A 12,714-nucleotide genomic window follows, 5' to 3' on the forward strand; every position below is an offset into this window, starting at 1 on the left:
GTCAGTGACCCTCTACTGGTTGTGCTAAACATCTGCGTCCATGGACGAGACGCGCGTTCCGTCGCGGGATCTGGCGACGCTGGTGGTGCCCCAGGTTGGGAGGCTGGCGGCTACCGGCGATGAGTGGGATCCGTACCGGTTACTCGACGGCGGCGGGGCGACGGTGGAGTCGGTGGCGGCGTTCTTCCGTGAGCTTCAGGCCGCCGGTCGTTCAGGAGCGACGCTGCGGTCCTATGGGATGGACCTGCTGCGCTGGTTCCGGTTCTGCTGGGCGGTCGGCGTCGACTGGGATCGGGCGACACGAGTCGAGGCTCGTGACTTCTGCCGCTGGCTACAGGTCGCGGGCAAGCCTGCTCGCGCGCATTGGCGTCGCCCGGGCCAGCCTCCTAGCGGAGCGCCTTCGCCGGCACGGGCGTATGCGCCGTCGGTGCGTGCACATAGCGAGACGGTGCTGCGCGGCTTCTACGAGTTCCATCTCGACCTCGGTGACGGGCCGATCCTGAACCCGTTTCCGCTGGAGCGGTCCTGACGCGGGCGGCGGCCGCAGGCACATCACAACCCGATGGAACCGCACCGCAACGAACGCACCGGGCTCTACCGGCCAACCGTGCCCACCCGGATTCCTCGCAGCGTCCCGGACGATCAGTTCAACGAGATGTTCGCTCGGCTGCCCTCGCACCGGGATCGGGCATTGGTGGCGTTCTACGTGTCGACCGGAGCACGGGCCTCGGAGCTGCTGTCGGCCACCCAGGGCGGTGTCGACCCTGGCCGGCGTCTGATCACTGTTGTCCGCAAGGGCAGCAGGCAGCTGCAGGAACTGCCGGCGTCGCCGGATGCGTTCGTTTGGTTGCGGCTCTACCAGGTCGAGATGCAGGAGCTGATCCCCCGCGGGCGCAGTCAACCGCTGTGGTGGACACTGCGCCGGCCGACCCGCCCGCTGACGTATCACGCGGCTCATCGCATGTTCGAGCGGGTCAACCAGCAGGTCGGCACGAACGCCACGCTGCATTCGTTGCGCCATACCGCGGCTTACCGGATGGCCGAAGACCCGGACCTTCCGCTGACTGACGTGCAGCTTGTCCTCGGACACGCCGCGTTGACCACCACACAGCTGTATTTGACGCCGCGCAAGGAAGAAGTCATCCGACGGATGCTCGCCCATCACGCCGAGCAGGCTCGGCAGGCCGCGGCGCGGGTGGCCCCTGCTCCGGCGCCGGGCTACCGCCCGGAAACGCTGGGCGTGTTGTTCGGGACGGAGGTATCGTCATGACCGCGGTGATCGAGAGAGTCCAGGAATCAGTATGGATGAAACGCCGCGCGGCAGGCAGGACGCGGTTCCCGGCCCGACCCGCGGCGGAGGCATGGGATGCGACCCAGCAGCCGCGGGATGTGGTGCTGGCGCGCTTGACCGCGCCACCGTTCGTGCAGCACAAACCCAACAGCCAGAAGGTGCGTGCCAGTGGTCTGAGGTTGCTGCTGGACTGGCTTGAGGAGCAGCCCGGCACCACCTGGCAGCAACGGTGGCTGGCCAGCGGAGCCGAACAGGCCGGTGCCGACTGGCGGAAGGTGACGGCGGCATGGTTGCGCGCTCGATCCGAGCCAGCGCAATGGCGCCAGTGGGCGCTGTCCGGGGCGGTCATCGTCGCGACGTGCGGTGACATCATCCGCCCGTCCCTGTCCTGGCTGGCGGGCGGATCGACGGGCCGGGGAGCGCTGGTCCGCAACATGGCCCGCAGCCGCGACGTCGAAGGGTTCGCGCGGTTGCGGGCCATGTGTGACACGGACGCGGACCTCAGTCCGGCCGAGACGAAGCGGACCCTCTACCGCAGCGCCAACATCCTCGCGGCCAAAGGCGGCACCCTGTCCGACGTCGCCGTCGGCGATGTCCTGGAACTGCTGGATACCGAGAACGACGTCCTCGTCAAGCGAGCTGCGGGCACCACGGCGTTCTATCGCACGCTGCACCGGATGGGCATCTTAGAACCCGATGCGCCGAGCTCGCTGCGGGAGCTGCGCACTCTGGGGCAGCTCACCCCCGCTGAACTGGTCGATCGCTACCAGCTGACCTGCCGATCGGTGCGCGATCTGCTGGTTGCCTACCTCTGTGAACGGCAACCCACGCTGGACTACGCGAGCGTGAAGTCGCTGGCGCATTACCTGGTCGGGCTGTTCTGGGCCGATATCGAACGGCACCACCCCGGGATCGACAGCCTGAACCTGCCGGCCGAGGTCGCCGCCGCATGGAAAGAGCGTCTACGCAGCAAGACAACGCGAGTCCGCACCGACAGCGGCACCAACAGCGACGTCCGCGTTCCTCGCATCAGCTACCGGGAATCTCTCATGCCGGTGCGAGCGCTCTACCTTGACCTCGCATGCTGGGCCGTTGAGGACCCCGCCCGGTGGGGTCCCTGGGTCGCGCCCAGCCCGGTCAGCGCCCAGGAAATCGAGGTCCGCAAGGCCAAACGTCGGCACAAGTCTCGAATGGACGCTCGCACCCGGGAACGGCTTCCGGTCCTGCCGAAGCTGATCCACTCTGTCGACCAGCACCGCAAGGACGCCGAAGCGCTGCTCCACGCGGGACGCAACGCCGGTCCCGGCGACACGTTCACCGCCGCGGGCCAGACGTTGGTGCGCGCGGACACGCCCCACGCTCGCGCTGGCAAGGTCTGGGTCGAAGATCCCGACACGGGGCAACGCGAGGATCTCGTGCTTGCCGAGGACTACGCGTTCTGGACCTGGGCGGCGGTGGAGGTTCTGCGAGCCACTGGGGTCAGGATCGAGGAACTCCTCGAACTCTCCCACCACAGCCTGGTGCAATACCGTCTGCCCACGACCGGGGAACTCGTGCCGCTGCTGCAGATCGCCCCATCGAAGACCGATACCGAACGGCTCCTGCTGGTCAGCCCCGAGCTCGCTGACGTGCTCGCCGCGATCATTGGTCGGATCCGCAACGAATCCGGTGCCATTCCACTCGTGACCGCCTACGACCATGAGTGCGTCTGGCGTGACCCGGCGCCGCTGCTGTTCCAGCGCCGCGTCAACATCGAACACCGCGCCCTCACCCCGGACTTCGTGCGCAAGTTGCTCTCCAAGGCCCTGGCCCGCACCGACCTGACCGAGCCCGACGGCAGTCCGTTGCGCTATACCCCGCACGATTTCCGAAGGTTGTTCATCACCGACGCCGTTCTCAACGGGCTGCCGCCGCACATCGCACAGGTCATCGCGGGTCACCGCGACATCAACGTGACACTCGGCTACAAGAACCCTCGGGAATTGCATCCAACGGGCGAGAAACTGCGGGTCGCCTGCTGAGAGCGCTTCGGCAATGCCGGTGGTGGGCGGCTGCGACACGCCGTCTGACCTGCGTCGCTTGCCGAGTGATCCCGTTAGGTGCATGATCCCTGCCCCAAACGGTCCTGGTGATCTTGGTTTGGAGGCGTGGTGGGACGGGGTGATCTGGCCGGCGCGGCGCACCTGGAGCTGGTCTCGGGTGTGGTGCAGTTGCGGCCGGAGGACGCCATGGTGGAGGCGATGCTGCGCGGCTGGCATGCTCAGCAGACGGCGCGGGGGCTGCAGGAGTCCACGATGGCCCCGCGGGTGCGATTGGTGCTTCAGTTCATCTCGTTCACCAATGAGTACCCGTGGAGCTGGGGACCGGCCCATGTGGACGAGTGGACGCAGTGGCTGACCAGCGAAAAGCATCTGACCCCGGCGACGATCCGGAACTATCAGACGGATCTGCGGTTGTTCAGCGAGTACCTGTGCGACGCCCGGTATGGCTGGGCGGCCGCGTGCGAGGGCGAGTTCGGGCCGGGGGTGCATCCGGTGCCGATCTGCCACGAGTGGAACACCATCGCCCACCTCAACGAGTACGAGGGTGATGCCGAGGCGCGGCCGTTCACCCGCGAGGAGTTGCAGCGGTTCCTCGACTACGCCGACGACCAGGTCGACCGCGCGGTGCGGGCGAAACGCAAGGGCGCACTGGCTGCCTATCGTGATGCCACGCTGTTCAAAGTCGCCTATGCGTGGGGGTTGCGCCGCACCGAGACGTCCAAACTGGACATCGCCGATTGGGGCCGGAATCCGGCGGCGCCGGAGTTCGGCCGGTACGGGATGCTGCACGTCCGCTATGGCAAGGCGGTGCGCGGGCAGCCACCGCGGCGGCGGAACGTGCCCTCGGTGATGGGGTGGGCGGTCGAGGCGGTGGCCGACTACGTGGACAACATCCGTCCGAGGTTCGGCTGCGACGAGCACCCGGCGATGTGGGTCACCGAACGCGGCGGAAGGGTCAAACCGGCGGAGGTCAATGCCCGGTTCGTCGCCTACCGCGACGCCCTCGGCCTGCCGAAACAGCTGACGCCCCACTCGCTGAGGCACTCGTGGGTCACCCATCTGACAGAGCAAGGCGTGGATCGTCGGTTCATCCAGGAGGCCGTGGGGCATCGGTGTGACACGTCGACGGCGATCTACACCCATGTGTCCGGTGACTTCATGAACACCGCGCTGCGCAAGGCGTTGAACCCGGCCTTCGACCCGCAATGTCGGAAGGAATCGTGAATGACCCGCAAACTCGACTACCGGTGGCGGCTGCGAAACGTCATGGCCGACCGGGGCCTGTTCGCCACCACCGACCTGATCGAACCACTGGCCCAGCGCGGCATCCACCTGTCGTCCAGCCAGGTCTACCGGCTGGTCGCCGAGCGGCCTGAACGGTTGAGCCTGAACGTGCTGATGGCGTTGCTGGACATCCTCGACTGCACGATGGACGAGTTGATCGAGCCGATCGCCGGGGCCACCCCGCTTCGCCGGTCCAAGGCTGTCGGCGATACCGAGGCCGGGGTCGGCGGTCTGCGCCCCAAGCGGGCCCGCATCACCCGCGTCGACGGGTAGACCATGCCAGTCCCGCTGGCACCGGAGGTGCTCGCCAACCCTATCGGCGTCATCGTCGACCTTGTCGCCGCACGCGAGCCCAACTTGGACCGCACGGTGATCGAAGCCACGGTGACCGGTGTTGCCGGGGGCCGGGCCAAGCGCCGCGGCATGGCCCAAGCGCTGCTTGAGAAGCCAGTGCTGCTGGCCGACGGTCGCTCCCCAGCACCCAGGGGTGTCGGGGATCTGCTCATCGCGCTGCGCGAGGCCGGCGCGATGGAAGTTTCGCCGCCGGTCTGCGCTGAATGCGGTAAACCCCTGCGCACCCTGCAGCGCCGCGGCCAGGACTGGTACTGCGGCGTTTGCGGTCCCCGGCGAGACGCCTGCGCGGCCTGCGGCAAGGTCCGGCCGGTGAACTGCCGAGACCGGGACGGGAATCCGCGATGCGCCCACTGCCCGCCCGATGCGGGTCGGGATCCCGTCGACATCGTCGTGGGCGTGGTGACCGGCGTGGATTCGACACTGTCGGCGGACGTCGTGGCCGCCGCAGTTCGTGCGACAGTGCCCGGCGCCGGACGCCGCTATCAGCTCGCATGGGCGGTGCAAGATCGGCCCGAACTGCTCACCGGGGCTGGCGCTGAGGCACCCGTTCTCGCAGTGCTGCGGCTGGTCGACAAGCTCCGCGACGCCGGAGCGCAGGCCATCGTGCGCCCGTCCTGTCCCGGCTGTGACCGAGTCATCCATTTGCACCGCCGGATCGACGGACAGTGGCTGTGTCGCAACTGTGTGGCCAAATCCCGCGCCCAACCCTGCTCGCGCTGCGGCGTGGTCCGCGAGGCGGCCACCCGCGACGAGCACGGCCAACCGCTGTGTCCGAACTGCATGATCACCGACCCCGCCAACCAGGAAACCTGCCTCGACTGCGGCCGACGCCGTCCCGTCAACGTTCGCACCGCCGAGGGCCGCTCTGCGGCAGCTGCGTGCCATACAAGACCCTGACGTGCCAGATCTGCGGGAAGGACGCACCCTGCGTGATCTCCCAGGCGACCGGCACGCCCTGGTGCCGGGCCTGCAGACAGCGGTGGATTCGTTGCGTCGGCTGCGGCGAAGACGCACCGATCCGTGGCGGCACCCTCGATGAACCGCTCTGCGCGAGCTGCGCCCGTCCCGACCCTGGCTTCTGGCGCAGTTGCCCCAACTGCGGTCAACCCGACCGCATTCACGCTGGACGGTGCGCCCGCTGCGCCGTCCAGCAGCGGCTGCGCGACCTGCTCAGCAACGACAGCGGCGAGATTCGCCCCGAACTGCAAGGCCTCTACGACACCCTTGCCGAGGCAAAACGACCCACCACGGTCGCGAACTGGCTCAACAAGAGCGCCGCCCCGGCGATCCTGCGCGATCTGACCGGGCAATCGCTCACCCACGCGTCCCTGGACGCGCTGCCCGAGGAAAGACGGTCGAACACCTGCGCAGCGTCCTGGTCGCCATCGGAACGCTGCCGCCACGGGATGAGCAGATGGCGCGGCTGGAACGGTGGATCACCGACATCGTCGCCGACCGTGCTGACCCCGACGAGCGGCAGATGCTGCACCGCTACGCCGTCTGGCATGTCATGCGGCGGCTGCGTGGCCGAGTCAAGGGCGCCGACACCACCCACGAGCAGGTCGTCGCTGCGCAGCGGGTTATCAAGGCCGCCATCACCCTGCTCGATTGGCTCACCGATCACAGGCTCACGCTGGCCACGGCGCGGCAAGGCGACCTGGATGCCTGGCTGGCCACCACGAAACGCAGCTACCGCACCGAGGCCGGCAACTTTGTCCGCTGGGCCAAGAAACAGAAACTGACCCAGCTCGACTTCCCAGCCACGAGGTGGGACGGACCCTCCGGCCTCATCGACACCGAAACCCGCTGGACACAGGCTCGCTGGCTGCTGCACGACGACACGCTCAAACCCGAGGACCGCGTCGCCGGGCTGCTCGTGCTGCTCTACGCCCAGTGGCCCGCCGCCCTCAGCCGCCTCACCATCGACCACGTCGAACACCACGACAACCAAGTACGCCTGCGGCTCGGACGCGAGCCGATCGAGCTGCCCGAACCCCTCGCTGAGCTCGTTCTCCAGGTTGTCGCCGCCCGCCACGGCAAGGCCGTCGTCGGCGACCAGGGAACCTCCCCCTGGCTGTTCCCCGGCGGTCAGCCCGGCCGGCCCATCAGCGCATTCGGCCTCGCCGAACGTCTCCGCAAGCTCGGCATCAACTCGGCCCGATCCCGATCCGCAGCGCTGTTTCAGCTCAGCACCGAACTGCCTGCTGCCGTCCTGGCCCGACTGCTCGGCATCCACATCACCGTCGCCGTCGCCTGGCAACGCGCCAGCAGCGGCGACTGGACCAACTACGCCGCCGAAATCAGCCGCCGAAGCAGCCGATGAAGCCAGGAATTCGGACAGTTCTGATACCTGAGTCCGCCAGAGGCGGTCTACCCCGACGAAGCCATTCAAGCCCATCTGGCGTTCCTCACCCGCCGGCGAGCGCTACGCCCCACCGAGGAATACCGCACCCCCACCGACGCCGAATGGCAGGAGTTTCTCGGCCACTTCGAACGCCGCAAGGTGTCCATCGGCACCTGCGCCCGAGCGTTCGGAACGCCGTGCATCCATGAACATGCCTGCGTCCGTTGCCCGGTTCTCTGGCCCGATCCCGCCCAACGTGATCGGCTCATCGAGATCCGTGACAACCTCACCGCCCGCATCGCCGAGGCCGAACGCGAGGGCTGGCTCGGCGAGATCGAAGGACTGCAGGTCAGCCTCGCCGGAGCCGAAGACAAGCTCACCCAGATCGATCGCCACCCCGCACGACCAGCCAGCGTCGACCTCGGCATACCCATCGTCACAACCGAGTGACACGATCGGATGGACATCACCGCGGCCCGAAGACCTTGATCAAGTTCAGAGAAAGCCGCTTCTCGCTGGAACCGTTCGGCTATGTCGAGGAGGAGTATTTCATCACGGGGACGGCGGACACCTACACGTCCGCGCCCTCCCGTGCCGACTACATCACTCGGTTCGTCGTACGGCGGCCGGTCCATCCGGCACGGTTCAACGGCACGACGATCGTGGAATGGAACAACGTCTCCGCTCAGTTCGACAACACCCCTGACTGGCTGTGGGCGCACGAAACGATCCTGCGGCGCGGTTATGCGTATGTACATGTCTCCGCACAGGCGGCTGGACACTGCTGCGCCCCCGGGTCACTGAAGATGACGGACCCGCCGCGCTACGAGCCGCTGTCGCATCCGGGCGACGACTACTCGTTCGACATCTTCACCCACGTCGCCGAGGCGATCAGCACACCCGCTACTCGCGGTGTCGACCCGATGGGTGGCCTGCGCACCAGGCGGGTGCTCGCGGCCGGGCACTCGCAGTCTGGTTTCCGGTTGTCCGACTACGTCACCGACGTGCAGGACAAGGCGGGGGTGGTCGACGGCTTCCTCATCGACGGCGGGGGCAAGCGCGGCGCGTCGGCGACCGAGCCGAGCGTGCCCGTACTCAACGTGCTCGAGGAGGTGTTCTTCACCCCCGAGCCAGCCTCGGCGGCCGAGAACTACCGGCTCTGGGAGGTGGCGGGGTCCGCGCACGCGGACTACTGGCTGCTGCGCCACGAAACCGATGCCGCCGACCACATCGTGACGCCGGGCCACGAGCCGTACCCGGCTGGGTGGGAAGAGGCCGAGCACGAGGTAGCCGGGAACTACGGCTATGACATCGAGCCGCGCGAACTCATCTGCACCGCGGGCGGGAATATGTTCCCCAAACGCTATGCCGTCTCGGCGGCGTTGGTCAGGCTCGACGAGTGGGTCAAGGGCAGGGGAGCCCCGATCCAGCCTCCTCGTGCCGAGTTCACCGCAACCGGACTGCTCGCGCGGGACGAGTTCGGCAACGTGAAGGGCGGTTTACGGTTGCCACCGATCGATGTGCCGGTCGCGCGATACCTCGGCGCGAGTTGCGGGCTGTTCGGAGCGACCATCCCACTTGGTCCGGCGACCCTGGCCGAACTCTACCCAGATCATCAGGCCTACGTAGCCACGATGCGCGACGCCACCGACACGGCGGTGACCAAGGGCATCCTGTTGCCGGAGGACGCCGAGGACCTGATGCGGCGGGCACGGCAGTCATCGATCCCCGAGCAAGGTGTGGACTCGCCACTGCTACCTCGCTGACCCGTTCGAAGGGTCGGCTCGGCTAAGACATCGGGGTCAGGTCCGTGTCGCCTCAGTGGCAGGACTCCGAGTGGTGTTGTGTTCTGTTGTGGTCGCGGGGGTGCGGCTGAATCGCAGGACTCCGTCGTCGATGCGGTCTCGCCGCAGGGTGAGCGCATCCCGGTAGACGTTGTTGAGGACCTTCCATGGCGCGCGGGTGCCCTGCCTCGGGATGACGGCGTCGGCGCGCCGGATGTAGCCGGACCGCAGCGCGCTGCCCATCGCCGACTCCTCGGCGCGGTCACCGGGCTGGGCTTCGGCCACGACCTGCGTGTAGCCGTGTTGGTCCATATGGGACAGCAGGCGGCAGAAATACTCGCAGGCGAGATCGACCTTGAGAGTCCAGGACGCGTTGGTGTAGCCGATTACGATCATCGCGTTCGGCACACCGTCGAGCATGACACCCTTGTATATGACGTGATCGCGTGGTGAAACCGGGCCTCCGTCCACGTTGATCTTGACGCCACCGGCCATCTGCACGACAAGTCCTGTCGCGGTGATGACGATATCGGCGGGGATCTCCTCGCCGGACCGCAGCACGATGCCGGTCTCGGTGAAGGTGTCGATCTGATCGGTGGCGACCGATGCTGTGCCGTTGCGTAGGGCGGCGAACAGATCGCCGTTAGGGACGACACAGAGCCGCTCGTCCCAGGGGTTGTAGTGCGGCGTGAAGTGCCGCATGTCGATCTCGCCGCCGAGTTGGGCGCGCACCACCTGTCGCAGCAGCGATCGCACAAGGCGCGGCCGCGACCGAGAGACCTGGAACAGTGCACGCTGCAGCGCGATGTTGCGCCAGCGGCCGAGCTTGTAGATCGTAGCGTCGGGAACGCCGACACGCTTCAACAGCCGCGAGACCGGATCCTCAGCAGGCACCGGCAAAACGTAGGTCGGCGAGCGCTGCAACATCGTGACATGAGCGGCCTCGCGAGCCATGGCAGGGACGAGCGTGACCGCCGTGGCGCCGCTGCCGATGACCACCACGCGTTTACCCCTGTAGTCGAGATCGTCCGGCCAGTGCTGCGGATGCACGATCCGGCCACCGAAGGTGTCCTCGCCGGGAAACTCGGGCCGGTACCCGGAGTCGTAGTCGTAGTAGCCGGTGCAGCCGATGAGGAAGCGGCTGGTGAAGGTCTCGTGTTCGCCCGTCGCCTCGAGAACCGTTTGGACCGTCCACACTCCGTCCGGCGTGGACCAGCTGGCCGAGACGACCTTGCGGCCGAAACGGATGCGCTCGGTAACACCGTGCTCAGCCGCCGTCTGCTCGACATAGTCCTTGATGTGCGAACCGTCGGCCAGCACCTTTGTGCCCTGCCATGGCCGAAACCGGTAGCCGAAGGTGTACATGTCCGAGTCCGACCTGATCCCGGGATAGCGGAACAGATCCCAGGTGCCGCCGATCGCGTTGCGCCGTTCGAGGATGAGGTAGCTCTTACCGGGTTGCGCACGGGTCAGGTGACAGGCAGCGCCGATGCCTGATACGCCGGCGCCGATGATCAGTACGTCCACGTAGTTGTCATTCATGCGCTGGCGCTCCTCGTTTCCACGGTTGGCCGGTACATCGCGCGGTCCGGGAACGGGCTCCGCACACGTAACTGTGACAGTATGTCTCAGTTAATTCGCCGCAAAGTCGCGTGAGACGTAGGCCACAATTGGTTCGGAGTCCACGGTCGCTCGACGCTCCGGTAGCTACGGCCAACGACGCCATCCGCGCGGTGATCGTGCTATTACCGACACGTCAGCTGCCGCCCTTGGCAGAATGAACGTTGTGAGCGACACCGAGGCGGCCTGGGATGACCGGCCTCCGTCGGTTGTGCGGGCGACCGGGTTTCTTGTGCTGAGCCTTCCGATCCGGGTGGCTCAGTTCGTGCTGGTCGTCGCGCTCGCCATAGTCGGTATCGCGACGACCGTGGTGTGGGTCGGGGTGCCGATTCTGATGGCCGCCACGTCGCTGGTGTACTACCTCGGCGACCACGAACGACAGTGGGTTCACCGCATGCTCGGCGTGCGGGTGCCGCGTCCGTCCGACGGCCCCGATCGTGGTGGCGCACCGTTCCGACGGTGGTTGGCGACGCTGACTGAGCGGGCAACGTGGCGATACTTGGCCTACCTACTGATCGTGTTCCCGCTTGGTGTGATCGAGTTCGTGATCGGTGCCTGCGGCATCGTGCTGGTGCCGGTCGGGCTCTGGGTGTCGCCCTGGGTGGCCTGGTTACACGGCAAGCTGGCGATGGCGCTGCTGGGGCCCAGCGAGTCCGAGCGGCTGGCCGCGAAGGCAGCACGACTGCGGGCGTCACGTGCCAGGGGTGTCGATGCGGCGGAATCCGAGCGGCGCCGCATCGAACAAGACCTGCACGACGGAGCGCAACAGCGCATGGTCACGGTCGCCATGACACTCGGACAGGCCAGGTCCAAATTCGCCGTTGACCCCGAGGAAGCACGCACGCTGATCGACGAGGCACACGCCGATGCCAAGCTCGCGGTGTCGGAGCTACGTGACCTGGCGCGTGGCATCTATCCATCCGTGCTCGGCGACCGTGGCCTCGATGCCGCCCTCTCGGCGTTGGCGGCGAAAAGTCCGGTACCGGTCGAGGTCGCCGTTGACCAAGGACTTGTGGAACAGCGGCCTCCGCAGGCGGTGGAGACTTGTGCGTACTTCATTGTCGGCGAGGCGTTGGCCAACATCGCCAAACATGCTGGCGCCCAGCAGGCCAAGGTCACGGTGTCCCGTCGCGCCGCGACGGTCATCGTCGAGGTGACCGACGACGGCCGTGGCGGCGCCGAGCTTCAGCCGGGTGGCGGACTCGCAGGGCTTGCCGATCGTGCCGCGACCATCGACGGCGTCGTCACGGTCGTTAGTCCGCGCGGAGGACCCACCGTGATTCGCGCCGACCTGCCGTGTGCCTGGTAGAACCTCAGTATGCGGATCGTGATCGCCGAGGACGCGGCTCTGGTGCGGGCCGGGTTGCAGCGGCTGCTCGCCGACGACGGTATCGAGACCGCGGCTACGGCGAGCAATGGCGACGAACTCCTCGCCGCGGTCCGTGAGCACCGGCCGGACCTAGCCTTGGTTGACGTGCGCATGCCACCGACGTTCACCGACGAAGGACTACGAGCCGCCTTGGCGGCTCGCGTGCTGATGCCGGGGCTTCCGGTGCTGGTGCTGTCCCAATATGTTGAGGAAAGCTACGCGGACGACCTGCTCGCCAAGGGCACCGGAGGGGTTGGCTACCTCCTCAAGGAACGAGTCGCCGACGTCGCGGAGTTCCTCGACGCAGTACGGCGGGTCGCGCGCGGCGGCACGGCTATCGATCCCGAGGTGATCGCCCAACTGCTGGCGCGTCGTCGAAACCCGCTGGACCGGCTGACGCCACGTGAACGTGAAGTGCTCGAGCTGATGGCGCAAGGGCTGTCCAATGTGGCGATCGTGGGGCGGCTGGTTGTCTCGGCAGGCGCGGTAGAAAAGCACATCGGCAATATTTTCAGCAAGCTCGGCCTCGACGGCAGCACCGACGAGCACCGCAGGGTCCGGGCGGTGCTGACCTACCTCAACCGGCATGGCGATCACGTCTCCTGAACGGTGCGTCGTTCCTGGCG

At 67.1% G+C, this 12,714-nt stretch carries 12 protein-coding genes; 10 read left to right on the forward strand and 2 right to left on the reverse strand.

What is annotated here, in order from left to right; genetic code table 11:
* The first annotated feature begins 40 nt into the window (after positions 1-40).
* From ACFQGD_RS17945 to ACFQGD_RS17975, 7 genes are all read left to right on the forward strand, one after another.
* Complete coding sequence (locus ACFQGD_RS17945) at positions 41-529, forward strand: site-specific integrase (protein ID WP_345392815.1); 489 nt, start codon at positions 41-43, stop codon at positions 527-529.
* Between the two features lie 33 nt (positions 530-562).
* Positions 563-1,270 carry a tyrosine-type recombinase/integrase gene (locus tag ACFQGD_RS17950; protein WP_345392812.1) on the forward strand — a complete coding sequence of 236 codons (708 nt, stop codon included), beginning with the start codon at positions 563-565 and terminating at the stop codon, positions 1,268-1,270.
* On the forward strand, positions 1,267-3,312 hold the full coding sequence (locus ACFQGD_RS17955) for a site-specific integrase (protein WP_345392809.1): 2,046 nt from the start codon (positions 1,267-1,269) through the stop codon (positions 3,310-3,312). Before ACFQGD_RS17950 ends, ACFQGD_RS17955 begins: the two co-directional genes overlap by 4 nt.
* Before the next feature lie 129 nt (positions 3,313-3,441).
* On the forward strand, positions 3,442-4,557 hold the full coding sequence (locus ACFQGD_RS17960; RefSeq protein WP_390183717.1) for a tyrosine-type recombinase/integrase: 1,116 nt from the start codon (positions 3,442-3,444) through the stop codon (positions 4,555-4,557).
* Positions 4,558-4,890, forward strand: a complete 333-nt coding sequence (locus ACFQGD_RS17965) for a helix-turn-helix domain-containing protein (protein ID WP_345390872.1) — start codon at positions 4,558-4,560, stop codon at positions 4,888-4,890.
* Between the two features lie 3 nt (positions 4,891-4,893).
* On the forward strand, positions 4,894-5,868 hold the full coding sequence (locus ACFQGD_RS17970; RefSeq protein WP_390221072.1) for a hypothetical protein: 975 nt from the start codon (positions 4,894-4,896) through the stop codon (positions 5,866-5,868).
* A gap of 517 nt (positions 5,869-6,385) precedes the next feature.
* Complete coding sequence (locus ACFQGD_RS17975) at positions 6,386-7,294, forward strand: hypothetical protein (RefSeq protein WP_390221041.1); 909 nt, start codon at positions 6,386-6,388, stop codon at positions 7,292-7,294.
* A 102-nt stretch (positions 7,295-7,396) separates the two neighbouring features.
* Here the strand turns inward: ACFQGD_RS17975 and ACFQGD_RS17980 are convergent, their stop codons facing one another.
* On the reverse strand, positions 7,397-7,768 hold the full coding sequence (locus ACFQGD_RS17980) for a hypothetical protein (RefSeq protein ID WP_345398830.1): 372 nt from the start codon (positions 7,766-7,768) through the stop codon (positions 7,397-7,399).
* On the opposite strand from ACFQGD_RS17980, the gene ACFQGD_RS17985 reads away from it, so the two are divergent.
* The gene (locus tag ACFQGD_RS17985) at positions 7,762-9,081 is read left to right on the forward strand and encodes an alpha/beta hydrolase domain-containing protein (protein ID WP_345393313.1); all 1,320 of its coding nucleotides are present in this window, start codon (positions 7,762-7,764) and stop codon (positions 9,079-9,081) included. The genes ACFQGD_RS17980 and ACFQGD_RS17985 overlap by 7 nt on opposite strands.
* Before the next feature lie 36 nt (positions 9,082-9,117).
* Here ACFQGD_RS17985 and ACFQGD_RS17990 read toward each other — a convergent pair whose 3' ends face one another.
* Positions 9,118-10,641 (reverse strand): flavin-containing monooxygenase, encoded by a 1,524-nt coding sequence (locus tag ACFQGD_RS17990; RefSeq protein ID WP_345393310.1) that lies wholly within the window; start codon positions 10,639-10,641, stop codon positions 9,118-9,120.
* A gap of 235 nt (positions 10,642-10,876) precedes the next feature.
* Between ACFQGD_RS17990 and ACFQGD_RS17995 the strand changes: the two genes are divergently transcribed.
* Positions 10,877-12,028 (forward strand): sensor histidine kinase, encoded by a 1,152-nt coding sequence (locus ACFQGD_RS17995; protein WP_390183622.1) that lies wholly within the window; start codon positions 10,877-10,879, stop codon positions 12,026-12,028.
* Between the two features lie 9 nt (positions 12,029-12,037).
* Positions 12,038-12,694 carry a response regulator transcription factor gene (locus tag ACFQGD_RS18000; protein ID WP_345393304.1) on the forward strand — a complete coding sequence of 219 codons (657 nt, stop codon included), beginning with the start codon at positions 12,038-12,040 and terminating at the stop codon, positions 12,692-12,694.
* The last annotated feature ends 20 nt before the right edge of the window (positions 12,695-12,714 follow it).

This window comes from Haloechinothrix salitolerans (assembly GCF_042662605.1).
GTDB lineage: Bacteria > Actinomycetota > Actinomycetes > Mycobacteriales > Pseudonocardiaceae > Haloechinothrix_A > Haloechinothrix_A salitolerans.